The organism is Mesorhizobium sp. P160219 (assembly GCF_057786095.1).
In genome coordinates, this window is sequence record NZ_JBYNWG010000001.1 from 4,266,846 (window position 1) to 4,290,403 (window position 23,558).

The window sequence follows — 23,558 nt, forward strand, 5'->3', positions numbered from 1 at the left end:
ATGAGCGGCGCCAACGAAAGAGCCGACAGAGTGAGCGAAACCACCGCTTCGGGAAAATTGGCGAGCACGCTTTCGCAGGATCAGGTCGCCCGGCTGATGCGCAAGCGCGGCGAGGAATCGCGCTGGTGGTGGATCGTGCCGACGATCTACATCATCGTGCTTCTGCTGCCGATCTACTGGCTCATCAACATGAGCTTCAAGACCAATGCCGAGATCGTCTCCTCGCTGACGCTCTATCCGCATCAGCCTACGATCGCCAACTACGTTACTATCTTTACCGATGCGTCCTGGTATTCGGGCTACATCAACTCGATCACCTATGTTGTCATGAACATGGTGATTTCCGTGGCTGCGGCGCTGCCGGCGGCCTACGCCTTTTCGCGCTACCGCTTCCTCGGCGACAAGCATCTGTTCTTTTGGCTGTTGACCAACCGCATGGCGCCGCCGGCAGTGTTCGCGCTGCCGTTCTTCCAGCTCTATTCTGCCTTCGGCCTGATCGACACCCACATCGCGGTGGCTCTGGCGCACTGCCTGTTCAACGTGCCGCTGGCGGTGTGGATCCTAGAAGGCTTCATGTCGGGCGTGCCGAAGGAGATCGACGAGACAGCCTATATCGACGGCTACTCCTTCCCGCGCTTCTTCGTCAGGATTTTCATGCCGCTGATCGCCAGCGGCATCGGTGTCGCCTGCTTCTTCTGCTTCATGTTCTCATGGGTGGAGCTGTTGATCGCCCGCACGCTGACGACCACCGACGCCAAGCCCATCGCCGCCACCATGACCCGCACCGTCTCGGCCGCCGGCATGGATTGGGGCCTGCTTGCCGCCGCCGGCGTGCTGACGCTGATCCCCGGCGCGCTCGTCATCTGGTTTGTCCGCAACTACATCGCCAAGGGCTTCGCCCTGGGGAGGGTGTGATGAAACAAAAGCACGGGTTCATCCTCACCACCACCGCCAAGGGCTTTGCCCTGGGGAGGGTGTCACCATGAATCTCGACCTCACCTGGATGGCGTGGACGTGGCCGACGGCGGCGTTCTTCGGCACCATTCTTCTGCTGCTGTGCGGCATGGCGTTTTGGGAATTTGCCTCGCCGGGCGGCAATCCGCGCGTCGGCATCCTGCGCTTCGAGACGACGCGCGGCGACCGTCTTTTTCTGTCGCTGCTTGGCAGCGCCTTTATCCATCTCGCTTGGCTGGGTCTTGTCGGATCCAACCTGTGGTGGGCTCTCGCTCTCTCCGTGGTCTACGCCGTCGGCGTGTTCCGCTACGTATAGAGGGAGAAACTGTTGGATCGACCGCGTGCCGGCGGCCGCTCCAGATTGCACTTGAAACCTAAATGTGGAGGAAACCTATGCGACGGCAATTTTTAACATCAACAACTGCCCTTGTCCTGTTGCTCGGGGTAGGCAACGCCTACGCCGGAATGGATGAGGCCAAGGCGTTTCTGGACAAGGAAATCGGCCCGCTGTCGACGCTCGACCGCGCCGGCCAGGAAGCAGAAATGCAGTGGTTCATCGATGCCGCGAAGCCTTTCGCCGGCATGGACATCAAGGTCGTGTCCGAAACCATCGCCACCCACCAGTATGAATCGCAGGTACTGGCGCCGGCCTTTACCGCCATCACCGGCATCAAGATCACGCATGACGTCATCCAGGAAGGCGACGTCGTCGAGAAGATCCAGACCCAGATGCAGACCGGCCAGAACCTCTATGACGGCTGGGTCAACGATTCCGACCTGATCGGCACCCACTGGCGCTACCAGCAGGTCCGCAACCTGACCGACTGGATGGCGGGCGAGGGCAAGGACGTTACCAATCCGAACCTCGACCTGAAGGATTTTATCGGCACCTCCTTCACCACCGCGCCGGATAAGAAGCTCTATCAGCTGCCCGACCAGCAGTTCGCCAACCTCTACTGGTTCCGTTACGACTGGTTCAACGACGAGAAGAACAAGGCCGACTTCAAGGCGAAATACGGCTACGACCTCGGCGTTCCCGTCAACTGGTCGGCCTATGAGGACATCGCCGAGTTCTTCACCGGCCGCGAGATCGACGGCAAGAAGGTCTATGGCCACATGGACTACGGCAAGAAGGACCCGTCGCTCGGCTGGCGGTTCACCGATGCCTGGCTGTCGATGGCCGGCAACGGCGACAAGGGCCTGCCGAACGGCCTGCCGGTCGACGAATGGGGCATCAAGGTCAACGAGAAATCACAGCCGGTCGGCTCCTGCACGGCGCGCGGCGGCGACACCAACGGCCCGGCTGCCGTCTACTCGATCCAGAAATACCTCGACTGGCTGAAGGCCTACGCTCCGGCCGAAGCCCAAGGCATGACCTTCTCCGAATCCGGCCCGGTGCCGGCACAGGGTGCGGTCGCGCAGCAGATATTCTGGTACACCGCCTTCACCGCTTCGATGGTCGACGCCGGCGCCAAGGCGGTGCTGAACGACGACGGTACGCCGAAGTGGCGCATGGCCCCGTCGCCGCATGGCGTCTACTGGAAGGACGGCATGAAGCTCGGCTATCAGGACGTGGGTTCCTGGACGCTGATGAAGTCGACGCCGACTGACCGGGCCAAGGCCGCCTGGCTCTACGCGCAGTTCGTGACCTCGAAGACGGTCGACGTGAAGAAGAGCCATGTCGGCTTGACCTTCATCCGCGAAAGCACGATCCACGACAAGAGCTTCACCGAACGTGCGCCGAAGCTCGGTGGTCTGATCGAGTTCTACCGCTCGCCGGCCCGCGTTCAGTGGTCGCCGACCGGCACCAACGTGCCCGATTATCCGAAGCTGGCACAGCTCTGGTGGCAGGCGATCGGCGATGCCTCGTCCGGCGCCAAGACGGCGCAGGAAGCCATGGACTCGCTCTGCGCCGAGCAGGAAAAAGTCATGACCCGCATCGAGAAGTCGGGCGTCCAGGGCGATATCGGCCCGAAGATGGCCGAAGAGCATGACCTCGCCTACTGGAACGCCGACGCGGTCAAGAACGGCAATCTCGCGCCTCAGCTGAAGATCGAGAACGAGAAGGAAAAGCCGATCACCATCAACTACGACGAACTGGTGAAGAGCTGGCAGAAGTAATCTTGGCGTACGCGCCAGGATCATAGTGAACGGGGAGGCGGCATCTTGCCGTCTCCCCTGTTTGTATAGGCGAGCTACCGGGAGGACTAATGACCGGATACATCCTTGCAATCGACCAGGGTACGACATCGACCAGGGCGATCCTGTTCGACGGCGCGATGAAGGTCGCCGGCAGCAAGCAGCAGGAATTCACGCAGCATTATCCTGCCTCCGGCTGGGTGGAGCATGATCCGGAAGAGATCTGGGCAAGCGTCGTCGCGACGGTCAAAGGCGCGCTGAAGGCCGCCGGCCGCGAGGCCTCGGATGTGGCGGCGATCGGCATCACCAACCAGCGCGAAACCGTCGTCATCTGGGACAAGGCGACCGGCAAGCCGATCCACAATGCCATCGTCTGGCAGGACCGCCGCACCGCGCCGCTGTGCCAGAAGCTGAAAAAACACGGCCTGGAGAAAAAGTTCACCAAAAAGACCGGCCTGCTGCTCGATCCCTATTTCTCCGGCACCAAGATCGCCTGGATGCTGGACAAGGTAAACGGTGCGAGAAAGCGCGCCGAAAAGGGCGAACTGCTCGCCGGCACTATCGACAGTTTTTTGATCTGGCGGCTGACCGGCGGCAAGGTGCATGCGACGGATGCCACCAACGCCTCGCGCACGCTGGTCTATAACATCGAGAAAAATGTCTGGGACGACGAGCTGCTCTCCATCCTGCGCATCCCGGTGGCGATGCTGCCTGAGGTCAAGGATTGCGCCGACGACTACGGCGTGACGGAAAAAAGCCTGTTTGGCGCCGAAATCAAAATCCTTGGCGTGGCCGGCGATCAGCACGCAGCGACCATCGGCCAGGCCTGTTTCGAGCCAGGCATGATGAAATCGACCTATGGCACCGGCTGCTTTGCGCTGCTCAACACCGGCGCCGATCTGGTGCGCTCGAAGAACCGGCTGTTGACCACCATCGCCTATCGGCTGAACGGCAAGACCACCTATGCCTTGGAAGGCTCGATCTTCATCGCCGGTGCCGCCGTGCAATGGCTGCGCGACGGCATCAAGGTGATCGGCAAGGCCGAGCATAGCGGCGTTTTGGCTGCAACCGCCGACCCCACGCAGAACGTCTATCTGGTGCCGGCTTTCGTCGGTCTCGGCGCGCCGCATTGGGACGCCGAAGCGCGTGGCGCGATCTTCGGGCTGACGCGCAACTCAGGCCCGGCGGAGTTTGCCCGCGCGGCGCTTGAATCCGTCGCCTACCAGACGCGCGATCTCCTCGACGCCATGCGCAAGGACTGGAAGGGGGCATCGGCCAAAACCGTGCTTCGCGTCGACGGCGGCATGGTGGCCTCCGACTGGACCATGCAGCGGCTGGCCGATATCCTCGATGCCCCGGTCGATCGCCCGACCATTCTGGAGACGACGGCGCTGGGCGCAGCGTGGCTTGCCGGCTCGAAGGCGGGTGTGTTGCCGAAGGCGAAGGATTTTGCCAGGAGTTGGGCGCTCGAGCGCCGCTTCAAGCCGGACATGGATGCCACGGTGCGTTCGGCAAAACTGGCCGGCTGGCGCGATGCGGTGCGCCGGACGCTGAGCGCGTCCTGATTTCGCACTTAAGACCAAGTCCGCGAAAAGACGAAGCCCGCGCCCGTTGCCGGCGCAGGCTCCGTCCTACCCTAACTTCGCGCTAAACACATCAATAGGGCGAATTACACTGCCGCCGAGGGCCGTAGTTGGGCTGGAATGTGTTGTCCGAGGCGCGGTAGGAGCGATAGCGGTCGTAGCACCACTGCACATGCGCATCGCCGCCGTAAACGCGGTTGTTCTCGCTGTTGACGATCGCACCGGTGATCAAAGCGCCGGTGGCGAAGGCAGCCAGCGGGAACCAGTAGTCGCCGTGACGGCGATAGCCGCGGTGATATTCGCGATAGCCGCGATGGCCATTCCAATAGCTGCCGCCATCATTGTTGCGCGAGAACTGGCGGCCTACGCGGAAATCGCGATTGCCGGAATTGCGATTGCCATGGCGCATCCACCGCCAGTTGTCATGACGAGAATCGCCCACATTCACGATGTCGGACAAAGTTGCTGATGACTGGGGCACGAACATCTGGGTGGCATTGGCCGGCATAGCGGCGGCCGCAGCAAACGAAATTGACAGGGTGGTCGCCAGTAGACCCGTTGCGATCTTGTTCATGATCTTCTCCTTGAAGGGTGGTTGACGTCCCTTGTGAGACGAAAACGGCCCGCTCGTGCGATGGTTCCCACCAAAACAGTAAGTTGCTGATTTGTAATGTTTCTCGAATGTGGCGCGTGAGAAAAGGCGCGTCTCGCGCGCCAACAGATCGACGCGGCGACCACGTTGCGGGAGCGGCTCACCGGACTGGTGACGACGCAATTTGCGGCGCGTCGGGCGATGGCTAAAACCCCGGTGGAACGGCCATCTTTTTCCGGTTGACCGGTCGCGGCACTCTCCCTATGTTCCGCGCAATTTCGAGGGCGGCCTTTAGAGCCCGCGGGAGCGCGTAGCTCAGCCGGTAGAGCAACTGACTTTTAATCAGTAGGTCTCGGGTTCGAACCCCGACGCGCTCACCAATAACCCAAGTAAATCAAACGATTGTGGTAGGTGAGGGCGGTCTTTTGTGTCCGCTGAAATCCATGTCCGCACTATGTCCGGAAAACTGGCCATTGTTTCGTCTGTGACAGTGCGACACTCGCCTTGGTTGATGCGACATCACGAGGCGATCATGGGTGTGATTGAGGACGTTCGAATAGTCGACTGGCCGGCGATCCCCTCAATTCACGTCGACGGACTCAACGGCGGCAACTTAGCCGACAGGTGTGGCTTACTAGCTACATACAAGGTTGCAGGTTTATGGCACTAAGTTCCTGACATTGTGCTGGGGATTCCGATGAAAGCCTTTCTTTTCGCTTCACTTATCGCGCTTTCGGTGACCGGGCCGGCGATCGCCGCCGACACCATTACTGCTCCTGTGGACACCCCTGAATGGACCTGGCAAGGACCTTACGCTGGTATCTTCGGCGCGGGGACGCTGGAACACTACAAGATACATGAGCCGAACATTGGTGCCGGTGCTACCCACAGCCCAGGCTCGGCAACAATCGGCGGCTTTGCGGGCTATAACTTCCAGTCCGGCACGATTGTCTACGGCCTCGAAGGCGAGCTTGGGTATCGCTTCAAAAAGAACACCTTCAACGACATTCCAGGACCAGGCGTCCTCGACGCATCCACCGGGTTGTTCGGCTCTGTAAAGGGTCGAGTCGGCATGGACATGGGCGCGTACATGCCGTTCGTCACTGCGGGTGTAACCGCGGCGAAGTTGAAGACGTTCTATCCAGGTGGCGACGCGGAGCGCGATGCCACCTTGGTAGGCGGCATCGTTGGAGCAGGTTTAGACGTCGCACTCACCCATAACGTGTTTTTGCGCGGAGAGTATGATTTCTCCTTCTTTGGCAAGAAATCGCTAGAATATTGCGGTGGCGGGTGCACACTCGAACACACGGTTCAGACGCACGACTTCCGCGTCGGCGTCGCGATGAAATTCTAGCAGTAGAGAGATCGCCCGCCAGCGAAGCGTGAGCCGGCGGGCTTTTCGGGAGGCACTCTCTGGCCACAAGAAACCCGCCGCTGTGAGGGGGGCCCAGGGCGGCGGGTTCTGCACCTTGTATAGAGCGGCCATATTCCTGAGAAAGCCGCTGCACGACATAAACCCGCAGAGGCGGCTTTTGTTCCGGACAATTTTAAGAACCGGCCAGCACTTCCTGCGATTTCAGATCATCGCCCCACATCACCGTTTCGCCGTAGGTGTCTGGACAAGGCTCGGCGTCCGCGCCTTCCTCGTCGTCGGCGTTGTCTAGCTCCAGATCGCATGTGTCGCCCGCCGGCAGGTTGGGAGCGGTTCCGGACAGGAATGACTGCCCGCCGTTATGCGCCCAGCCAAGCGACGGCTCGTCGTCTGCGGTTTCCTCGTCGTCGCAGAAGTCGGCTTCCATCAAATCCAATGCCGTCACCAGCGACATCGCCCGGTCCAGGAGATCGTTGAGCCGCTTCTCGATCGACTGGCGGCCAGACGCGCGGGTCTGTTCAGGCGCTCCGAGACCAAGGGGTCAACCGGCCACCCTCAGAAGCAGTGCGACACCGATCGCATAGGGGATCAGCACTGCCGCCAAGGCGACCCACATGCCCGGATCGGCGAATACCTGCATCTGGCTGCGAAGCTGTTCCATGGCACCAAACGGCAAAAGACCCGCTGTGTTCCCCAAAACGCAAAAAAGCCGGCCACCTTTCGGCAGCCGGCCAGTTCCAACAGAAGGGAACGGTGCACTGATGGGGCAGTGCAACGCCCGAAGTGTTTCGAGGCTACAATGTTCCAAGGGGATTTCCATCGAATCCTGTTCGATCTAGAATCGGACCATGGAAGCGATCTTCGACTGTATCTCCAACGTCCACACAGAGCCCCGCCAGACGCATGACGTAACGTCAAGAATCAGATATCGCTTGTGTTGCGGCGGACCTGATTACCGTCCGGCCGGCGCTGATCAGGCAATCTCCCACTGCGGCGCCGGCCATTTTCGTTGCACCCCGCGCGGGAGCCGCCTTGGCTGACGTCCATTAGCTCCCGCTCATCTTGACCCCGGGCGCAATGTATTGTCCGTATCAACTCGACGAGTGAGGGCACTGCATCGCCATGTAGGCGGTCGGCCCCCGCGGCCGTCGAGCGATGTTTGAGGGAGCAGCGCATTGTTCGTCGATTACTACGAACTCTTGGAGATCAGCCCAAACGCCAACTCGGAGACACTTGAGCGAATATTCCGCTACTTTGCGATGCGCTATCATCCCGACAATCAGCAAACTGGTAACGAAGCCCGCTTCAGCGAAATAGTAGAAGCACACAACGTCTTGAGGGATCCCGTTAAGCGCGCCCAGTACGATATCTCCTATCGAGAGCATGCCGGTGAGCGGCTTAAATTGGTCGAGGAGGCAAGCGACCCCAAAGGGGTCGAGAAGGATGCTTTGGTCCAGGCCAAACTGCTTTCGCTGCTCTATGTGAAGCGCCGCCAGGATGTCGGCAATCCGGGCATTGGCGACGTCGAAATCGAACGGTTGTTAGGCTGTCCACCAGAGCATCTGGAGTTTCATCTCTGGTACATGAAGGCAAAGGGATGGATTGCAAGAATTGAGAACGGGACAATCGCGATCACGGTTGAAGGCGTCGATCGCGCCGATTCCGAACTGCGTCGCGATACCACCATTCGGCTCCTGAGTAGAGACTAGAGAGGGTATCTGCCCAAGATTCCGCAAGGCTTCAAGGGAGCCTCGCGCGTCATGTGCCTCCGGTTCCCGATTGCCGCGCTGCCCGGGCTCTGGACCTAACACTTTAGCGGTAGAGCTGTGCCTCGTTGCGGAATGCTTTGTCGACAAGGCTGTTGTTGGCAAACCCACCATCGACGTCGACGATCTCCAGGCTGATTGGTTTTTCACCAGCCGAAAGGTCGTCGGGGTCTTTGACCATCGCCGGCCAGAAGGCGCAGTTCATCAAATGGGACGGGACAGGACCGGCACAGCCGCGGGAGAAGCCTCCGGGCTAGTTCTCCTCGCGGAAGCCTGCAGTGAGGCGTGGCGGAGGTCCTCCTAGCCGCGCAGGTGCTTCACAGCTCAAGCTCATACGGGCACTCGGGAAGGGACCGAGTTTAAATCGGGTTATGGTTGCAGCGCGGATTAGACCATCAGGCTTAATTGCTGCGCTGTCATTCTGCGGGTAGGATCGGGGTGTGGTTAATGCCACTCTCCAGTGTGGTCGGCACCGTCACGTCACCCAACTGTAACGTTGCCCCCGACAGCGCCGACCACGCTCAATGTCGGCCGATTAGGCCGGGCCTCCCCTGTACGAAACCGTACCTTCGAACCTCCTTCGCTAAAAAGAGAGTAAATAACTCCCTTCGCCGGAAGGGAGGCCGCGATGGATCTAATAAAGCATTTAGAAACCGCACGTGCGGTGATGGAAACCAGCTTTCAGTTGCAGAGCCGGTCGATGACCGGAACATCTGCTTTCCGCAGCCACATGGACCACACTCGGCAAGCCATCCTAGAGTCGCGCGAACTGCTCAAGCGCCTTCGCCAACGCTACCGCGAAGATATGGCCCAGGTGCTCGAAGACGAGGACGATCTCGCGCCGATGCGCATATCGGGGTTCGATGCCGACGTTCTCCGCTCCGCATTTCAAAACCTAGTCAGGGATGCAGACGTGCCCGAGTGTCAGTGGCGCGTTGTCGCTGAATGCTTGGTACGCGAATATGTCGGGTGTGAGCAGATCGAAGCCGGCTTGCTGGATTGGATCACGAAGAAGTAGTGCCCGTTTTTGTTGCGAGAAACCCGCCGCGCTGGCCTGGCACGACGGGCTCGATTTGCGGCTACATCCTTTCGGCATCGACCGCAGTGTCTCAACTTAGGACACCAGAAATTGTTCCGCCGGCCGTTCAGCAACCTTCCGTAGTCTTTTTTACCTGCCCAGGGGCTGCGGAACTGGCGCTTGTGTCCTGCTGGCCAGGCGCGGCCTGCTTGGCGCTACCTGTCTGTTGTCCTGGCGCGCAGTCCTTGGCCGAGTTCGAATTCGTTCCGCTCGTGGTGGTCGAATCCGTTCCGGTCGTCGCTCCCTGGTCAGTGCTCGGCATCGTCGTAGTTGTTGAGGATCCGCCTGTAGTTGTCGAGGACCCGCCTGTGGTGGTGCTGGTCGATTGGGCAAAGGCGAACCCAGTTGATAATGCCGCAATGGCTGCAGCGCAGAGAAGCCGTTTCATAGTGAACTCCGTTTTCCGCAAACGTCCCTTCAGTGACGAAACATCTCAGGGAAACGACGGTTCCAAAATCGGGGCAAGAAACCACCGGGGATTCACATATTCGCGATTTGGATCTAGAATCTCGGGATGGAAGCGATCTTCGATGATATCGCCAGCGCCCTCAGGGAGCCCCGCCAGGACGTGTGGCGCCCTGTCCGCGCCTTTGCCCTCGACATGGCCAGCAAGCTGTTCCTCGCTATTGGCTTAGGTGTTGGCTTCAGAATGGCGCTGGCTGGTTAGCGTAGATCTGCCCCGGCGATGCGCCGCGTGAATGCCCGCTCGACTCCAGCAACAGCCTCATTCTTCGTTTGGACTGTTCCGCGCGCGCCGCCGTCATGGCAGGTCCAGAACCAAGTGCCTGCGGCTGGACCGTGCATCGTCTTCATGATGCGGCCGACCTTTTCCTGCTGGAACGCTGCGGCGAAATCGAAGGGCGCCGTCTGCCCTCCTATGACGGTCCGCGACCATGCCAGCCAAACGCGAGCACCTCGGCCGAGCACGAACTTGAACGCCTCATCCTGCTTCTCGAACGTCTGAAGAATTGCGCTTCCGTCGAGGACCTGAAAGCCGATTTGATAGGCGAAGCGGACGGTAAGGCGATCTGCTGGCATGGCTCCGATATAGCGTTCAATCTTCCTCGCGGAAATCCTGCAGCGAGGCATGCCTAAGGTCTTCCTCGCCGCGCAAGTGCTTCACGCGGCCAATCAGCCCCGGTTTGACCCATTGCGTTGCCGGTCGCTTCATTCCCTTCGGCGCCGGCCCAGCGTGCTCCTGGACGCGCTTCCATAGCCGTTCCCGGATTGCCCGGCTGGAGTTGATGAACGCTGAGCCGACATACTGCCCGGTCTTCCGATCGGATAGCTTTCGCCTCGCCGGGCAGCGCCTGGCTGAATTGGATGCGAATGTTGGCGGGGATCATGCTCTCGAGGATTTCACGCCGTTCCTGCAGGGCCATGTCCCGGAGATCGTGGCCGTTGAGGTGGAGGAGATCGAAGGCGACGAAATAGAGGTCGTGCTGCCGGCGTGTGATTGCCTTGCGCAGCGCGGCGAAGTCGGAAAGGCCGGCTTCGTTCAGGACGATGATCTCACCGTCTATGATTGCGCTCTCGGCTCCGAGCTCTGCGCTTGCGGCCACAATGTCGCGGTATTTGGTTGTCCAGTCGAGCCCGCGACGGGTGTAGATCCGCGTCCCGTCCTCGTCGATAATTAACTGGGAACGGTAGCGTCAAACTTCACCTCGTGAGTCCATCCATCGCCCTCGGGAGGCTTGTCCACAAGGGTCGGCATCAAAGGCTCGATGAACTTCAAACGCATGAACACACCTGCCACCCGGCGAACCAATTAGCATGTGCTGAAATGGTTCCTGGAATAAAAAACGATTGTGGACTAGCCACTAGTTTCGGTGGAGTAACCTACCACTTGCATTCGGCGTGCTTGACTCTGTTCGGCTCACAGTTCTTTCTTTGCGTCGTGGGGAGAAGTAAAATGAGAGTACACGCCTACAGGGTCGCTCAGCGCGGGCCTAGATCCCTAGAAGCTCTTTTGGATTGGCTTTGGGCGCGTCCTATCCACAACCGTTCGTTTGCTGGCAAGGCACCGACGATGCGGCTTGAAAGCTTAGAAAAGCTAGATGGATTTATTATGGCTGACTTTGCGGCTCCACGGCTAGGCCATGGACCGGGAAAAATGGCTCCGGCGGTGCCGGTAACGGCAATTGCGATGGAGGAAGGACACTCGTTCGCAGAAGATACTGCTTTCGTCGTGGATGCGGCAACGGGCTACATGGCCCTTCAATACAATCATGCAGGCCCCCGCCTGGGGAGCGTGCGCGATTATCTGTTCTCCGCAGACAAGGCGGCTGGGATGCCTGGTGGCGCACAGCCCTTAAGCGCGGACGCGTTCGGCTTCGGCGTTGGGTCCGTCCTTAGGCCTGAGGCCTACGCCCGTTTGCGGCGGTTTGGAATATTCCGATCCGTGGAAGTTGAGATCAGCCTCCCGGGCGCTTTGGCCGTTGACCTGGAGGAAGGCCGCAGCTTGAGCAGCGTTTTGAACGCGCCTTTGCCCGATGGCGTCGAGACGATGTCGATCAAACTGCAGTCAACCGCCGCACGGGGTGGTCAGCTCGCGGCAGAGGGAGTTTGGGGTATTGCTGACGACATCGTCCGCTTAGGAAATGCAGTGAGATCCGCCATCATCGTCGGAAAGGTGGACGACGATTCTCGTCAGGAGGAGGTCGATTTGATCTCGGAGAGGCTATCAACTGACGTGCGGATCCAGTTGGGCAACGGAATGAGATATGATAGAAATGACAGATGGAACGCACTGCGCAGAGCACTAGAGAGTTGGCGGGAAGCCGGGATGTTGCCGGTTTGAAGCTGAAACCCATCCATTTCGAGCGGTCCTGGCCGTACGTTGGGGCGGTGGCAGTTGTAGCTATCTGGCTCTATGTCGGAGGGGACAGCACTTTCCCTTCTGACCCACTGCCAATGTTGGCGGCGGCGGGGACCGTCGCATCCGTTTTGGTCGGATTCATCATCACCGCTGAGACCATTGTGCTCGGGCTTACGGGCACCCCTGTGTTCAAAAAGCTTGCTGCCACTGGGTATGCCGGGATGTTATTCAACTATCTGCATGAGGCGCTTTGGGGTGCCCTGTGTTTCCTAGTTGTGTCATTTCTAGGGTTCTTCACGTTGCAAGCGCCCACGCCACCGTTGCAAGCGGGGGGCGTCCCTGAGTGGTTTGCTACCCTATTTGTGGCATGCGCCGTTGGCTCCATCCTGCTTTTTGTACGGATATCCATAATTCTGTCTTCGCTGCTCAAAAACGCTTCCAAGTCTTAGCTGGCACCGGCTACCCGCGAAGTCTAAATCGAACGCAAAAAAAGCCCGCCAACCTGAGCCGGCGGGCCTTTCTGGATTTCGGTGGAGCAGAGCCCCATTGCCTCAAGCGTCGTGATGCTCGGGCATCTCTTTCAGTTGATCTTTGGTCCATGAGGTCACTGCGTGAACATCGCCATCTTCATCCCGCATGAAGTCCAACTGGCTGGCGGGCACGGAAACAGACTTAGCGCCGATCCCCAGAAACCCGCCGACATCAATCACGACCTGTGTAGCATCGCCGGCCCCATGCGTGTGTGAGACCGTCCCGATTTTCTCGTCGTCGGGGCCATAGATCGTGGCATCTTCCAGATTGTCCTGAGTCAGTTCCGTGCCTGTGAGCCGCACATGCTTGGTGTGGTCCATTGTCGGTATCTCCTCTCGGTCTAGACCATTCCAACAATCGAAATCTCCGTCCGTTCCGAAGAAAGGGCGATTTCCGCATCATTTCGGCGTCAACAAGGTGCAGTATCTCTGGCCGCCCGGTTTGGACAAATAGAACCGCAGACGAAACGCCCTCCGCTGAGTTGTCGGGCTGCGGGAGGCTTGTTGCCTCCGGACGACCTCAATAACAGCGAAACGCGGGCTCACCAAGAAAACCCCAGTAATCTTAGCCAGCCGGTCGCCCGGCATGAGGGACAAACTGAGCGACCAGTCTCTGTACGATCCCATTACCCACAAAGTTGCCAAGTGGCTCGAATATCGCTGATGGCGCGGAGACCGACAGGCCTCGCGCCAAGTTTTCCCGCAAATCCTGTCTATAACCGCTGCCCTACTCGCGGCGGCCGATCCGCCGCACGACGTTGGTGTCGCCCGGCAATGGCGCGAGTTCACGAACGTTCATGTGCTGCCTATGTAGCGCAGTCGGTTCGAGCCCTAGCGCATGCTTTCGGGTGGCTTTCATGGCCTTTTCCGCCACGTCTTTCAGTGGATCGGATTGATCATATCCTGAAAACGAAAGGGCGTGCGCGTTCCCGACCCTAAGCTGATAGGCATCGTCGCTCTCACCCTTGCGGTCGACCTGCAATCGTTTTGCCAGCGCGTCGCGCAGCCGCAGGCGGTGATCCGCGTCGCTTTCGTCTTTGGATCGCTGCGAATGCAGTGTGATAGCGGCGGCGGCCCATTGGCGTGCCCTGTAGGCCTTGCCATCCTCGTTCGCGTGCCGTTCGATGTGCATCGCGCGGCAGTCCGTGAGCATAGCCTTGCCAATGGTCTTGTTGCTCTTGCTGCGCGGGTCCTTCCGTGCGTTCGTTTCGACCACGGACCAAAGCCGAACTTCGAACGCCTCGTCGGTCTCACCCATGCGGACAGGGACAACGACACTGGCCCGCATCGTGCCGATCGTATCGACTACAGCCCGTCTAATCGCGCGAGCGTCGATTACAAGGTCCGCCCGGCCGGCCGCCAACGCCGCCATGTTGGTGCCTTCAATGGCGAGCATGTGCTCGTCGATCACCTTAGCGGTGTGACAGACGCCGGCCAGAAGCTCGAACATGGTCTCGTAGGCGTCGGCGAGCGGTGCATAGTGCTCGGTCTTGGCAGCGACGGCCTGCCTTCCGACCGTGGCGTTGCGCGAGGCTGTCTTGGCTTTAGCTAGCATGGCCTTCGTCGGCTCGACGGCGGCCGTGAGTGACTTGACCATCTGCTCGGCGTCGCGGAGATCGTTGTGCAGCTTTTCGATGTTGCCGCCGTTCAACACGACGTCGGCGCGGCTTTCATCGAGCTCGGCATACCGGGCCAGATATCGCGCGATGTCGGTTTCAAGGCGGTCTACGACACTCTGCAGCCTGGCCACCTCGGCTTTGAGCGCGGCGGCGTCTTCGGCAGCCGGCGCTGCGGGCTGGGCGTTCAGGAGTTCATCGAGGGGTGTCACTTCGCCCGGCCCGTAGGTCTTGATCTCGGGGCTGGAGCGTTCGGTAAGCTGCGCGAAGTCGAGATCGCTCATTTCGCTGGCCCGGCGGTGGGCTGGAATGCCGGCGCTCAGGGCCTCGTCGATCTCGTCGACTTCGCCGAGCTCGTCGCTGTCGACCGTTCGGGCGTTCAGCCGGTCGCTACGCCGGGAGTTCATCTTATCGCTCATCGCGAGCTCGTCGGGGTTCGGTGCCCACTCTCCGGTGATACTGGTCATGGTCGTGTCCTTTTTCGGGTTGCGAGGAAAGCGTTGATGCGGGCGAAATCTTCCAAGAACCACTGGGCCGCAGACGCGAGCGAGGGGGGTGTACCCATGCCGTTTCGGACAACTTGCTGTGGCGTGCGGTTGAAGGCTCCGCTGAGTTGCGCGAGCGCGTTGTTCACGGGCAGGGTGCGTTTTGTGATCAACATGGTCTGTTGTTACCCCGCGAGGTAACCGGCAATTGTGCCGGCAAGCCGCTTGGACGCCGCCGCAGTGGGCGCGCGACGAGATTTTGCTAGACCGAGATCGGCGAGTACCCGACGAAGTGTGTTGGTGGAGGTGCTGTAGGCGGCAGCGTTGATCGGCTTGCCGCCGGCCATGTCGCTTTCGGCCTGCTCGCAAATCACCGATAGGGTGGCAGCGCGGCGCAACAGTAGGGCTTGAGCGTCGGATGGCGCGCCGCCGATGGCGTCACTGAGCAGTGCCAGCACATCCCGATAGCGCCTAGCCACAGTCGAGCGACCGTCGACGCGACCGAGAAACAGCTGGCCGCCCGTGGTCAGGCGGCTTTGGGCTTCGACCTTAGCCGCTCTTACAGGCTTGTGCAGGGCTGCTACGTCGCTAGCTGTAGGCATATTTCACGCTCTGATCGCGGACATCGTGCGGACACGAGGCAGTCAGCGACCCATAAAGTCAAGCGAAATCAACATACTTGTCCATAACTGTCTACTGATAAAACATCAGTGGCAGCCGCTGTCCTGGCGCGTGAGGCGGATGGGGGGCGAGGACAAAAGTCACCACTCCGCTAGCGGATCTTCCATAGGCAGCGCTTCGCCGTCGTCCGTCTCGTTCTGCCAATCATGAGGCTCTTGGGGTTCGATAGGCTGACCCCGTGCGCCGCGGCTCTGTTGGTTTCGATGCCAGCTAGATACGTCGTCAAACTCGGAGCGATCGAGGGAAGACCTCTGGCGAGCTCGCCGGCGGTCGCTTAGGCGATCTTCAGGCCGAGGATGTGCCTCGGAGTGGCGGCCCACGGCCTCCTGATCTTGAGCGGGTCCTATAGCGCTCATAATCGGCTCGCCAGCCTCCAAGAGGGCGTCCGGTGCCACGGTAGCCGCTTCCGTTAGCAGCAAACCCAGCGTGGCGCGGGCAGCTGTTGCGTCGACGCGGCTCGGCCTTGGCGGCAGCCGCAGCCATTGCCGGTTCCTGGCGTGTCTAATCCCGTAAAGGCGTTCCGCTTCGGCCGCCCGGTTCGCGGCGCGTTGCGTCAGCCCGTCCTTTAGGGGTTGTCGCAAAGTTGTAACGTAACGTTGCATCCATCGGTGCAAAGTCATCCGACTGACGCCTAGCTCAGCCGCCACCTCGCCGAGCGAATGTCCCTGCGCCACGAGGTCCTGCAGTGTTTGCGCCATCTCAGGTTTGAAGAGACTAGGACGCGCCATCCGCTTCGCTCAACCTATCACGCGTCGCCGTCGTGCTGTGTAACCTGCGGCCCGCCGCGCAGCGCCAGCTCCGCGTCTTTGATCCATTTTCGAAGTTGCTCCCTTGCTCGACCGTCGTCAGGGACTGCAATCGCCTTGGCGTGTGGCGCCGAAAGGATCAGGCGCTGGACCTCGGCGAGAGCCGATCGCAGTTGCAGGTGGTCATCGTCTGTCATGGCAATCTCGTTCCTAAGCTGCGCGAGGTAGCGGTGGTCGTTCTGCAGAGGTTTTTCAGCCGAGTTTAGGTTTGTGCGGGTATCAGCGGGTATCAGCGGGTATGTTTTTGGCCATAAATTCATAGATGTCAGGTGTGGTATTGTAATTACTCCGACAGTTTTATTCGTTGGATCGAAAGCATACCCGCTGATACCCGCTGATACCCGCAAAGTGCCCGAGCATCGCCGCTGCTGCCGTCGCAGCTGCATTATCCGCCGCCCACTTCTGCCAGGCACCACAGGTTCTGCTTAGCGTGCGTGTCTCTTACGGATGTGATTTTTAAGCCGTCGACGACGCGTCCGCTCTGTTTCCCCAGCCATTTGCCTAACTCTCGCGTGTCGATTTCACCTCGGCCGGGCACTCCGGCCACTTCGAGCAGCGCCGCGTGCAGGCCGGGATTGTCGAGCTTGAAGCCGCCGATAGTCCCCTTCTTTTCCGCGAGCTCTTTCAGCCCGGCTGTGGCCAGCGGCTTGCCTAAGGCCGTAGGGTCAGGCCGTGCTGCCTCACCCTGCAAGGCGTCGCGCCATGCAGCGACGACTTGCCGAACCTGGGTCTTTTTCGGGTCGTCGACCCTCGCGGCTTCCATCGTATCGACAGGGTCGGTGCGACCGAGCCATACGATCGCTGAGCGAACCAGCCGTGACCAGTCACCGAACGAAGCCAGCGCCGGCAGCGTAGCGGGACAACCGGCCACGCTGTATGCGCGAACGATGGTAAGAGCTGCGGCGACGTAGTGGCCGCGGTCGGCCAGCACCATTTCGAACGGGTCGGCTTTGAACTGCCGCAGCTCTGGCCGCTCCATATTGGGGTCGAGAGAACAGGTGATCGATCGCCGAACGATATCGCCCACGATCTTGATATTGTTGCCGGTCGCGAACATGGTGGACCGGCTCTCAATCCGGACGTTCTTCGATTGACCCAGAACGCGGACTTCATTCACTGGCCTTTCAATGAACTGGCACAGCGCGTCGCCGTAGAGTTCGCCGTTCAAATTATCGATCGAGATCAACGCCTGCCCTTTCATGAGCGCTGAGCCGAGCCGCTTCTCCGTCTCTTCCTCTGTCCTGCCGGCCGCTATAACCGGGCATCGCTGCCCTGTGGCAATAGCGGACGCGAGGTCGACGATGTAGCTCTTGCCCGAACCGGCTTCCGGGGCATTGACCACGTGCAGTGGTGCGACGACTAGCGCACCACGCACCACCGGCGTGATCAGCCCGGACAGCGCCACCGAGCGGCTTGCATCATCTGCAAATGGAAACTCCGTGAGGAGCCCGTCGAGAGTGCTGAGCGCTCGCAGCGCGTCGCTTCGACTTGGCCTTTCAGATATCGCCGGCAGCGTCGGCGGGTCGATGAGGATCAGCCGTGTTGCTGGATCATAGCCCGGTTCACTCAAGATGGTTCCGTCGGGTCTCAGCGTCGGCGTGGTGATGACGCCCGCAACGCGCGGCAGCCGCCATTCGCCATCACGCGAAAGGATTGTTGCAGCGAGGTCGTGGGATGGATCGGTCGGCACGTAAGTCTTTTTGCGGGCATCCCATTTTTGAAAATTAGCGACACGGGACATATGGTCTTTGAGCGTGTCGGTCGTGGCTTCCGCAAACCTCGCCACCTTGGTTTTTCGCCCCTTGGACGCGTCGACTTCGTCGACGACAGGCCGCTTGATCCTTTCACCGTGAACGTAGAGCGGTGCGCCGGCGTCGATCAGCGCCGTTTCCGCCTGCGTCGCTAGTGTGTGCAGGATACCGGCCCTTACTGTGATGAGGGGGCGGTCACCGTCGCCGCGGTCGAGGCCTTCGCGCCAGTTCGGATTTGCCTCGCTCGCCATATAGAAGATCGTACCGGCGCCGATCTCGCTGGGCGGTGAGTTTGCAAAGCCTTCCCACCTCTCCGCGCAACATGCGTAGTCGTACTTACCCACCGCCTTTTTCGACCATTCATCGAACAGCTGAAAACCTTCGCCGCTGCCTTCCGACGCCCGCCACAGTGCCATTCCCACCTTGTTCCACTCGTCCCAGGAGACGTTGTCGTTTGGGATGACGGCCATGGCCGCCGATAACAGTTCGATGCCGGCATGTGGGTCGTTGCCGGGCTTGTGGTTGCCGGTATCCCCACGCTGCGATGCGTGGGTCAGCTTCACCCAACCACGCTTTTCGAACAGCCGGTCGACGGCATCGCAGATCGCGTAAAGTTGCTGTTTCGTCACCAACGGCAGTTTGTCGATTGGCGTGTTGGCAGGTGACGCGTCGACCCATGAGTATTTAGCGGCCACCGTATTGCCGTCGGCTTCAAACGAATGGGTGCCGATCACGCCTATGTACCGCTTGCGCGTGCCGCCGAAAATTTCGAGCTGGCACTTGTTCTGCTTCATGAACGCCTTTCGCTCTGTAGGGGGCATCGCTGCGACCTTCTCAAGGTCCGTCTCCGGCGGCAGCCAGGCACGCGAAGACATACTGTCAAAGTCGCCTTCGATGCGGGCCAGTATTGTGAACTTGTGGCCGACACTGTTGCGAATGAGCAGCGGGTTGCGCTCGTCGTTCAGGTCCGGCGCGCCGTTCATGATCTCTTCGAATGCTAGGTCGGACATTTCCTTTTGGTAGATGTCGCCGTCGAACGCGATCAGCGGCGGGGTGATAATCACTCCGCTGGAGCCGCCCTTACGCGACCGGCCCCACTTGATAATCATCTCCGGTGTCGGTTCGAGGGTCTGCCATGCGTCATGCAGCGGGGTCGCCTTGTCGCGGGTGAGCATGACGAGGTAGCCGTTCGCCAGTGCCGCAAGCCGCCACGCCGTCAGGTCGATCAGTTTTGTAGCGTTTTCGGCCGTCGCGGTGTCGAGAATGTTCATTGTTCTTAGTTCCATTTCAATGCCGTTCACGGTTCGCTCTGGCGGCTCGGCAATCGCAGCGAGCCCGTCGGCGGGCTCGGCGGCGCCACTTCGGGGTGTTTCTGTGTTGCCTTCCTTGGGGTTTTGTGCGCGCTGCCGGCAGTGCTCCACCCTTCCAGTCATTCGCGACGGCGGTTTCGCTTAATATGCCGCGCGCCGTGGATTTGGCCTGCGCTCGCGTCGGTCGAGCCATTCGCGCACTGCGACAAGGCGATACAATTTACGCCCGCCCACCATGAGGCTCGGTATGCCGTCCGGCTGATTTTCGTATCTGGCAACCGTGCGCTCAGAGCACTTCAGCGCATCTGCGAGCGATGCCCGGTCAAGGTAGCCGTTAAGAAGGACGTCAGTGGTGTTCATCTTGCTCTCCAAGGGTCTGCACAACACCGTGCGTTGACAATGGATGACAAGATCGTTGAAGCCAGCCTGTAGTAAAAGTAGGGTCTATTTACAGGATTTGTCTTCGAGGTGTTTTGCCCAGATTTCCGTTACGCAATCGAGCGTCAATGGCGCAGGCGGTCCGTAAGGTTGAGCCTGCCACCCACCACGGCAGTGGTAATCGTAAACTTCGGTAGCCTCGGGGCTAGCTTTGCGGTGGCGAATGTTGTCTCGCAGGTTCTTTAGCTGCTCCCAAGGCTGCAACTCTCCGTCGCCAAGTTTCATACGGCCGCCAGTTGCCTTCGCCACGTCCCTGCAAGCCTGCTCAAGCGAGATATGTTTCTCCGCCACCAGGGCGTCGACCGCTGCTACCGTCAAGGCCTCGTCCACCGCCCGCTGGAGTGGCTTTGCCCGCCGTCCTTTTTTCCGACGTTCGTCCAGGATGTCGACCAAGAACCGGAACGGCGCTTCCAGCTGTTCGTCGTGGAGAAAGTCCGATACGGCGGCCAATGCCATGTTGGCGCTCTTCTCGCGGTCAATGGCATAAGCGCCCGCGGCCGCCCTCAGAGCGTCCATCAGCCCGTCGCGGCGCTGTTGCTCAGCTCCGCTGATAATATTGGCAATCCCAGCCCTAAGATGGTCCATAGTGCACCTCTTATTCCGTCATCCAACCCCGGTACAGATCGACGCCGGCCACGTAGTGCCAAACCCACCGCCATTCTTGCACCATGGCCTCGGCTGTCTCCTGGGAGGTGCTTCCGGTCGGAAGCACGCCCTCGTCGAGGAGGTGCTTGGCGACCGCCTTCTGCGTTGGTGGAGCGGCTCGCGGATACCTCGCCTCGAAAAGGACCGCAGCATCGTAGGCCTTTTCCCAGCCAGCTCGGATCGGTGCCGCGCCAAGAAGTTGTACGGCCATCACTGCGATCCCTTGCGAGTGGCGACGTCCGGCGACTTGGCCGCACCTTCCTGCGGCTGTTGCGGGGCGCGCTTTGTTAGCGCATCGAGCAAGGCCTGATCTTTAAGCCGGGCGAGGTCTGCCTCGTCCTGCATCGCTTCCATAAGGTCGTCCGCCGCCTGCTGTAGCGTCTTCATCGTCAAGCTCCTTGCCTGATGGGAAAAATCTCCGCTGACGTCGCGCCACTCGCGCTCTCGCCCGTTGGCATCACAATCGCGCCGGCTCGCTCAGTTGCCTGCCGGAGCGGGTCGTCCATCAGGTGCGCATAGCGGGCCGTGGTGGCCGGCTGCGAGTGCCCGAGCAAGGCACCGATGATCGGTAGCGACAGGCCAGCCGACGCCAGGACGGAGGCGTAGGTGTGCCGCAGGTCGTGGAGGCGTGCCGTTGGCGTCAGGGTGACCCGCTCCTTGCCTTTGCTGTCCTTTGCAGATGTCGCCTGCACGATCCCGGCAGCGACACAAAGCTCACGCCATGCTCTTTTGATCTCGATCCGGTGCGGGCTGCCGCGGCCGGGGAACACGAAGGGCGACAGGTCTTCGCCACGCTTCGCGGCTGCCTTCTCTGCGGCGGCATGGATGGCGACGAGGAGTTGCCGGGCAGGGGCGGAGAGGGGGACGCGGTGCAGTGTCTTCTGCTTCGTGGTCGAGCCTGGTTTCGTCCACACGCCATCCTTGATGTCGAACTGATCCCACTTTGCGGCCTGGACCTCGCCACGGCGCGCGCCGGTCAGCAGCAGCAGCCGCACAATGTTCGCGGCTTGTTGGTCCTCATGCTCGGCAAGCGCCTTGGTCAGGGTCGCCAACTCGGCGATAGACAAATACCGATGGCGCTTCTGCTCATCATTGCGCTCGACGCCCTTGGCGGGGTTGTCTGCGCGCCACCTCCACTTGATGGCGAGCCCAAACATCTTCGACAGAACGGCCACCGTCCTGTTTGCTAGATAGGGCGCGCCTTTCGAAATCTTTCGGTGCAGCTCATCGATGTCGGAAAACTCGACCTCAGCAACCTTCTTGTTTTTCAGGGCGGGCAGGATGTGGTTCTTGATCAAAGCCTTGTAGTCGCGAGAGGTTGAAGCTCGCTTCTTGGTCAGATGTTCTTCTTCGAAACGGTCGCACAGGTCGGCCACGGTCTTTGCGTCGCGCGCCGCGGCAACGTCACCCATTGGATCAGCGCCCACATCAACCTGCTGCTTGAGGCGTTTCGCTTCCTCGCGTGCGGGACCGCTTTTCCAGTCTGGGAAGGAGCCGATCGTATATCGGCGCTCCAGGCCGGAGCGAGTGCGGTAATTCAAGATGAAGGCCCGCGCGCCAGCCTTGGTAACGCGAACGCCAAAGCCCTTCACGTCGTCGTCATAGGTAATCTTGTTTCCGCTGGCGGGTGCCGGTAGGTTCTTGATCACGACATCTGAAAGCTTCACGTCAGGCTCCTGTGTCCGCACTGTGTCCGTCGGCCCGACGGCTAGCAGTGTGCGGTTATTGTCTCACAGTGTCCTGATTTGTCAAAAGGTGTCCTATAGAAATCAATGGCTTATGTGCAGACGCGGATAAAATCAAATGAAAGCAACAGCTTGCCCAAAAGGCCAAAAAAGAACTTTTAATCAGTAGGTCTCGGGTTCGAACCCCGACGCGCTCACCAGAAATATTTCGTGCGGAAGTTGCCCTGTCAGCAGCCCCCATCGCCCCCTACAATCGCCGCCCGGTCTTGACGTAGAACAGATGAGCGCAGGCGCGGTCGATCTCGATGCGCATCTGCTCGCCCTGTTTCAGTGCCAGCCGCTCGCGGAAAAGGCAGGAGATTTCTTCTCCGGCGCAGTTGACCCTGGCAAAGATTTCCGAACCCGTTGCTTCCAGAAGCACGATCGTGCCGGGGATTCCTTTGGCGGTCGTCGCTCGGATGTGTTCGGGGCGGATGCCGTAGATGAGGTCGCCGCCGGGTATGTTTGCCAGGTCGATGCCTTCCGGCAGCGGCAAGATCAGTCCACCGGCGCTGCGGAAAACACCTTCCTCGACATGGCCGCGAATGAAATTCATCGCCGGCGAGCCGATGAACCCGGCAACGAAGAGGTTGGCCGGGCGATCGTAGAGATCGAGCGGCGCGCCGATCTGCTCGACAAGGCCGTCATGCAGCACGACGATCTTGTCGGCCATGGTCATGGCCTCGATCTGGTCGTGGGTAACGTAGATGGTGGTGGTTCCCAGCCGCTGGTGCAGCGCCTTGATCTCGCCGCGCATCTGCACGCGCAATTTGGCGTCGAGATTGGACAGCGGCTCGTCGAACAGGAACACCTGCGGGTCGCGCACGATGGCGCGGCCCATGGCGACGCGCTGGCGCTGGCCGCCGGAAAGCTGACGCGGATAGCGGTCGAGCAGCTTGTCCAGGCCGAGAATGCTGGCGGCCCTGCCGACGCGGCCGGCGGTGTCGGCCGGATCGGCTTTCTTGATCTTCAGGGCAAAGCCCATATTGTCGGCCACCGTCATATGCGGATAGAGCGCGTAGTTCTGGAACACCATGGCGATGTTTCGGTCGCGCGCCCTGAGATTGTTGACGAGGCGATCGCCAATGGCGATCCTGCCGCCCGAGATCGTTTCCAGTCCGGCAATCATGCGCAGCAGCGTCGACTTTCCGCAGCCCGACGGCCCGACCAGGATGACGAATTCGCCATCGGCGATGTCGACGCTGACATCGTGGATGATCTTGGCGGCTCCGAAAGCCTTCTGAACGTTGTTGATTGTTACCGATGCCAT

At 60.3% G+C, this 23,558-nt stretch carries 26 protein-coding genes, 1 tRNA gene and 1 pseudogene; 11 read left to right on the forward strand and 17 right to left on the reverse strand.

Translation table 11 applies throughout. The features are described from left to right. From AC3EMP_RS20620 to glpK, 4 genes are all read left to right on the forward strand, one after another. Complete coding sequence (locus AC3EMP_RS20620; RefSeq protein WP_023670976.1) at nucleotides 1-915, forward strand: carbohydrate ABC transporter permease; 915 nt, start codon at nucleotides 1-3, stop codon at nucleotides 913-915. Between the two features lie 67 nt (nucleotides 916-982). Then, nucleotides 983-1,270, forward strand: a complete 288-nt coding sequence (locus AC3EMP_RS20625; RefSeq protein WP_023670977.1) for a DUF2160 domain-containing protein — start codon at nucleotides 983-985, stop codon at nucleotides 1,268-1,270. Between the two features lie 77 nt (nucleotides 1,271-1,347). After that, on the forward strand, nucleotides 1,348-3,075 hold the full coding sequence (locus tag AC3EMP_RS20630; RefSeq protein ID WP_023670978.1) for an ABC transporter substrate-binding protein: 1,728 nt from the start codon (nucleotides 1,348-1,350) through the stop codon (nucleotides 3,073-3,075). A gap of 89 nt (nucleotides 3,076-3,164) precedes the next feature. Further along, the gene (gene glpK / locus AC3EMP_RS20635; protein WP_023696520.1) at nucleotides 3,165-4,658 is read left to right on the forward strand and encodes a glycerol kinase GlpK; all 1,494 of its coding nucleotides are present in this window, start codon (nucleotides 3,165-3,167) and stop codon (nucleotides 4,656-4,658) included. A 91-nt stretch (nucleotides 4,659-4,749) separates the two neighbouring features. Here glpK and AC3EMP_RS20640 read toward each other — a convergent pair whose 3' ends face one another. Beyond that, nucleotides 4,750-5,250 (reverse strand): BA14K family protein, encoded by a 501-nt coding sequence (locus tag AC3EMP_RS20640; RefSeq protein WP_352711950.1) that lies wholly within the window; start codon nucleotides 5,248-5,250, stop codon nucleotides 4,750-4,752. Between the two features lie 322 nt (nucleotides 5,251-5,572). Between AC3EMP_RS20640 and AC3EMP_RS20645 the strand changes: the two genes are divergently transcribed. Beyond that, nucleotides 5,573-5,648: transfer RNA gene (locus AC3EMP_RS20645), tRNA-Lys, on the forward strand. Nucleotides 5,649-5,965: 317 nt separating this feature from the next. Continuing rightward, nucleotides 5,966-6,622 (forward strand): outer membrane protein, encoded by a 657-nt coding sequence (locus AC3EMP_RS20650; RefSeq protein WP_352504380.1) that lies wholly within the window; start codon nucleotides 5,966-5,968, stop codon nucleotides 6,620-6,622. Nucleotides 6,623-6,815: 193 nt separating this feature from the next. On the opposite strand, the gene AC3EMP_RS20655 is transcribed toward AC3EMP_RS20650, so the two are convergent. Next, nucleotides 6,816-7,094 (reverse strand): hypothetical protein, encoded by a 279-nt coding sequence (locus AC3EMP_RS20655; RefSeq protein ID WP_352504381.1) that lies wholly within the window; start codon nucleotides 7,092-7,094, stop codon nucleotides 6,816-6,818. Between the two features lie 721 nt (nucleotides 7,095-7,815). On the opposite strand from AC3EMP_RS20655, the gene AC3EMP_RS20660 reads away from it, so the two are divergent. Continuing rightward, nucleotides 7,816-8,349, forward strand: coding sequence for a J domain-containing protein (locus AC3EMP_RS20660; protein WP_352447244.1), 534 nt, complete (start codon nucleotides 7,816-7,818; stop codon nucleotides 8,347-8,349). 103 nt (nucleotides 8,350-8,452) lie between these two features. On the opposite strand, the gene AC3EMP_RS20665 is transcribed toward AC3EMP_RS20660, so the two are convergent. Beyond that, entirely contained in the window at nucleotides 8,453-8,611 is a 159-nt protein-coding gene (locus AC3EMP_RS20665; protein WP_352504817.1) for a hypothetical protein, read from the reverse strand. 423 nt (nucleotides 8,612-9,034) lie between these two features. Between AC3EMP_RS20665 and AC3EMP_RS20670 the strand changes: the two genes are divergently transcribed. Together AC3EMP_RS20670 and AC3EMP_RS20675 are read left to right on the forward strand one after the other, a co-directional pair. Beyond that, entirely contained in the window at nucleotides 9,035-9,424 is a 390-nt protein-coding gene (locus tag AC3EMP_RS20670; protein WP_352671866.1) for a hypothetical protein, read from the forward strand. Nucleotides 9,425-9,998: 574 nt separating this feature from the next. Next, complete coding sequence (locus AC3EMP_RS20675) at nucleotides 9,999-10,151, forward strand: hypothetical protein (protein WP_352504711.1); 153 nt, start codon at nucleotides 9,999-10,001, stop codon at nucleotides 10,149-10,151. Here AC3EMP_RS20675 and AC3EMP_RS20680 read toward each other — a convergent pair. Together AC3EMP_RS20680 and AC3EMP_RS20685 are read right to left on the reverse strand one after the other, a co-directional pair. After that, on the reverse strand, nucleotides 10,148-10,522 hold the full coding sequence (locus AC3EMP_RS20680) for a hypothetical protein (protein WP_352504710.1): 375 nt from the start codon (nucleotides 10,520-10,522) through the stop codon (nucleotides 10,148-10,150). The two genes, AC3EMP_RS20675 and AC3EMP_RS20680, sit on opposite strands and share 4 nt — an antisense overlap. A gap of 16 nt (nucleotides 10,523-10,538) precedes the next feature. Beyond that, nucleotides 10,539-11,225: pseudogene (locus AC3EMP_RS20685) on the reverse strand (ATP-dependent DNA ligase). 171 nt (nucleotides 11,226-11,396) lie between these two features. Here AC3EMP_RS20685 and AC3EMP_RS20690 point away from each other — a divergent pair. After that, nucleotides 11,397-12,284, forward strand: a complete 888-nt coding sequence (locus tag AC3EMP_RS20690) for a hypothetical protein (RefSeq protein ID WP_352671870.1) — start codon at nucleotides 11,397-11,399, stop codon at nucleotides 12,282-12,284. Further along, entirely contained in the window at nucleotides 12,281-12,751 is a 471-nt protein-coding gene (locus tag AC3EMP_RS20695) for a hypothetical protein (RefSeq protein ID WP_352671872.1), read from the forward strand. The genes AC3EMP_RS20690 and AC3EMP_RS20695 overlap by 4 nt, the downstream gene beginning before the upstream one ends. Before the next feature lie 102 nt (nucleotides 12,752-12,853). On the opposite strand, the gene AC3EMP_RS20700 is transcribed toward AC3EMP_RS20695, so the two are convergent. From AC3EMP_RS20700 to AC3EMP_RS20755, 12 genes are all read right to left on the reverse strand, one after another. Next, nucleotides 12,854-13,153 carry a PRC-barrel domain-containing protein gene (locus AC3EMP_RS20700; RefSeq protein WP_352504708.1) on the reverse strand — a complete coding sequence of 100 codons (300 nt, stop codon included), beginning with the start codon at nucleotides 13,151-13,153 and terminating at the stop codon, nucleotides 12,854-12,856. Between the two features lie 406 nt (nucleotides 13,154-13,559). Continuing rightward, nucleotides 13,560-14,915, reverse strand: coding sequence for a hypothetical protein (locus AC3EMP_RS20705; RefSeq protein ID WP_352504707.1), 1,356 nt, complete (start codon nucleotides 14,913-14,915; stop codon nucleotides 13,560-13,562). Nucleotides 14,916-15,118: 203 nt separating this feature from the next. Further along, nucleotides 15,119-15,535, reverse strand: a complete 417-nt coding sequence (locus AC3EMP_RS20710) for a hypothetical protein (protein ID WP_352504706.1) — start codon at nucleotides 15,533-15,535, stop codon at nucleotides 15,119-15,121. A gap of 159 nt (nucleotides 15,536-15,694) precedes the next feature. Then, nucleotides 15,695-16,342, reverse strand: coding sequence for a helix-turn-helix domain-containing protein (locus AC3EMP_RS20715; RefSeq protein ID WP_352671878.1), 648 nt, complete (start codon nucleotides 16,340-16,342; stop codon nucleotides 15,695-15,697). A 17-nt stretch (nucleotides 16,343-16,359) separates the two neighbouring features. After that, entirely contained in the window at nucleotides 16,360-16,557 is a 198-nt protein-coding gene (locus tag AC3EMP_RS20720; protein ID WP_352504704.1) for a hypothetical protein, read from the reverse strand. 248 nt (nucleotides 16,558-16,805) lie between these two features. Beyond that, nucleotides 16,806-19,442 (reverse strand): PriCT-2 domain-containing protein, encoded by a 2,637-nt coding sequence (locus tag AC3EMP_RS20725; RefSeq protein ID WP_352504703.1) that lies wholly within the window; start codon nucleotides 19,440-19,442, stop codon nucleotides 16,806-16,808. A gap of 180 nt (nucleotides 19,443-19,622) precedes the next feature. Beyond that, complete coding sequence (locus AC3EMP_RS20730; protein WP_352504701.1) at nucleotides 19,623-19,841, reverse strand: hypothetical protein; 219 nt, start codon at nucleotides 19,839-19,841, stop codon at nucleotides 19,623-19,625. A gap of 84 nt (nucleotides 19,842-19,925) precedes the next feature. Beyond that, nucleotides 19,926-20,504, reverse strand: a complete 579-nt coding sequence (locus AC3EMP_RS20735; protein ID WP_352671882.1) for a hypothetical protein — start codon at nucleotides 20,502-20,504, stop codon at nucleotides 19,926-19,928. A 10-nt stretch (nucleotides 20,505-20,514) separates the two neighbouring features. Continuing rightward, nucleotides 20,515-20,775, reverse strand: coding sequence for a hypothetical protein (locus tag AC3EMP_RS20740; RefSeq protein ID WP_023745133.1), 261 nt, complete (start codon nucleotides 20,773-20,775; stop codon nucleotides 20,515-20,517). After that, nucleotides 20,775-20,951: a hypothetical protein gene (locus AC3EMP_RS20745; protein ID WP_023745132.1), complete on the reverse strand. Its 177-nt coding sequence runs from the start codon at nucleotides 20,949-20,951 to the stop codon at nucleotides 20,775-20,777. Before AC3EMP_RS20745 ends, AC3EMP_RS20740 begins: the two co-directional genes overlap by 1 nt. A 2-nt stretch (nucleotides 20,952-20,953) precedes the next feature. Next, nucleotides 20,954-22,231 (reverse strand): tyrosine-type recombinase/integrase, encoded by a 1,278-nt coding sequence (locus AC3EMP_RS20750; protein WP_352504698.1) that lies wholly within the window; start codon nucleotides 22,229-22,231, stop codon nucleotides 20,954-20,956. Between the two features lie 265 nt (nucleotides 22,232-22,496). Continuing rightward, entirely contained in the window at nucleotides 22,497-23,558 is a 1,062-nt protein-coding gene (locus AC3EMP_RS20755; protein ID WP_023693413.1) for an ABC transporter ATP-binding protein, read from the reverse strand.

What these genes read in the sequence shown, in the direction of transcription:
- AC3EMP_RS20630 (WP_023670978.1), top strand. Translation starts at nt 1,348, where the DNA reads ATGCGACGGCAATTTTTAACATCAACAACTGCCCTTGTCCTGTTGCTC.
- AC3EMP_RS20735 (WP_352671882.1), bottom strand. Translation starts at nt 20,504, where the DNA reads ATGGACCATCTTAGGGCTGGGATTGCCAATATTATCAGCGGAGCTGAG.
- AC3EMP_RS20745 (WP_023745132.1), bottom strand. Translation starts at nt 20,951, where the DNA reads ATGAAGACGCTACAGCAGGCGGCGGACGACCTTATGGAAGCGATGCAG.
- AC3EMP_RS20675 (WP_352504711.1), top strand. Translation starts at nt 9,999, where the DNA reads ATGGAAGCGATCTTCGATGATATCGCCAGCGCCCTCAGGGAGCCCCGC.
- AC3EMP_RS20625 (WP_023670977.1), top strand. Translation starts at nt 983, where the DNA reads ATGAATCTCGACCTCACCTGGATGGCGTGGACGTGGCCGACGGCGGCG.
- AC3EMP_RS20720 (WP_352504704.1), bottom strand. Translation starts at nt 16,557, where the DNA reads ATGACAGACGATGACCACCTGCAACTGCGATCGGCTCTCGCCGAGGTC.
- AC3EMP_RS20730 (WP_352504701.1), bottom strand. Translation starts at nt 19,841, where the DNA reads ATGAACACCACTGACGTCCTTCTTAACGGCTACCTTGACCGGGCATCG.
- AC3EMP_RS20725 (WP_352504703.1), bottom strand. Translation starts at nt 19,442, where the DNA reads ATGAACATTCTCGACACCGCGACGGCCGAAAACGCTACAAAACTGATC.
- AC3EMP_RS20650 (WP_352504380.1), top strand. Translation starts at nt 5,966, where the DNA reads ATGAAAGCCTTTCTTTTCGCTTCACTTATCGCGCTTTCGGTGACCGGG.
- AC3EMP_RS20700 (WP_352504708.1), bottom strand. Translation starts at nt 13,153, where the DNA reads ATGGACCACACCAAGCATGTGCGGCTCACAGGCACGGAACTGACTCAG.
- AC3EMP_RS20640 (WP_352711950.1), bottom strand. Translation starts at nt 5,250, where the DNA reads ATGAACAAGATCGCAACGGGTCTACTGGCGACCACCCTGTCAATTTCG.
- AC3EMP_RS20670 (WP_352671866.1), top strand. Translation starts at nt 9,035, where the DNA reads ATGGATCTAATAAAGCATTTAGAAACCGCACGTGCGGTGATGGAAACC.
- AC3EMP_RS20710 (WP_352504706.1), bottom strand. Translation starts at nt 15,535, where the DNA reads ATGCCTACAGCTAGCGACGTAGCAGCCCTGCACAAGCCTGTAAGAGCG.
- AC3EMP_RS20705 (WP_352504707.1), bottom strand. Translation starts at nt 14,915, where the DNA reads ATGACCAGTATCACCGGAGAGTGGGCACCGAACCCCGACGAGCTCGCG.
- AC3EMP_RS20715 (WP_352671878.1), bottom strand. Translation starts at nt 16,342, where the DNA reads ATGGCGCGTCCTAGTCTCTTCAAACCTGAGATGGCGCAAACACTGCAG.
- glpK (WP_023696520.1), top strand. Translation starts at nt 3,165, where the DNA reads ATGACCGGATACATCCTTGCAATCGACCAGGGTACGACATCGACCAGG.
- AC3EMP_RS20680 (WP_352504710.1), bottom strand. Translation starts at nt 10,522, where the DNA reads ATGCCAGCAGATCGCCTTACCGTCCGCTTCGCCTATCAAATCGGCTTT.
- AC3EMP_RS20620 (WP_023670976.1), top strand. Translation starts at nt 1, where the DNA reads ATGAGCGGCGCCAACGAAAGAGCCGACAGAGTGAGCGAAACCACCGCT.
- AC3EMP_RS20740 (WP_023745133.1), bottom strand. Translation starts at nt 20,775, where the DNA reads ATGGCCGTACAACTTCTTGGCGCGGCACCGATCCGAGCTGGCTGGGAA.
- AC3EMP_RS20655 (WP_352504381.1), bottom strand. Translation starts at nt 7,094, where the DNA reads ATGTCGCTGGTGACGGCATTGGATTTGATGGAAGCCGACTTCTGCGAC.
- AC3EMP_RS20665 (WP_352504817.1), bottom strand. Translation starts at nt 8,611, where the DNA reads ATGAACTGCGCCTTCTGGCCGGCGATGGTCAAAGACCCCGACGACCTT.
- AC3EMP_RS20690 (WP_352671870.1), top strand. Translation starts at nt 11,397, where the DNA reads ATGAGAGTACACGCCTACAGGGTCGCTCAGCGCGGGCCTAGATCCCTA.
- AC3EMP_RS20755 (WP_023693413.1), bottom strand. Translation starts at nt 23,558, where the DNA reads ATGGCATCGGTAACAATCAACAACGTTCAGAAGGCTTTCGGAGCCGCC.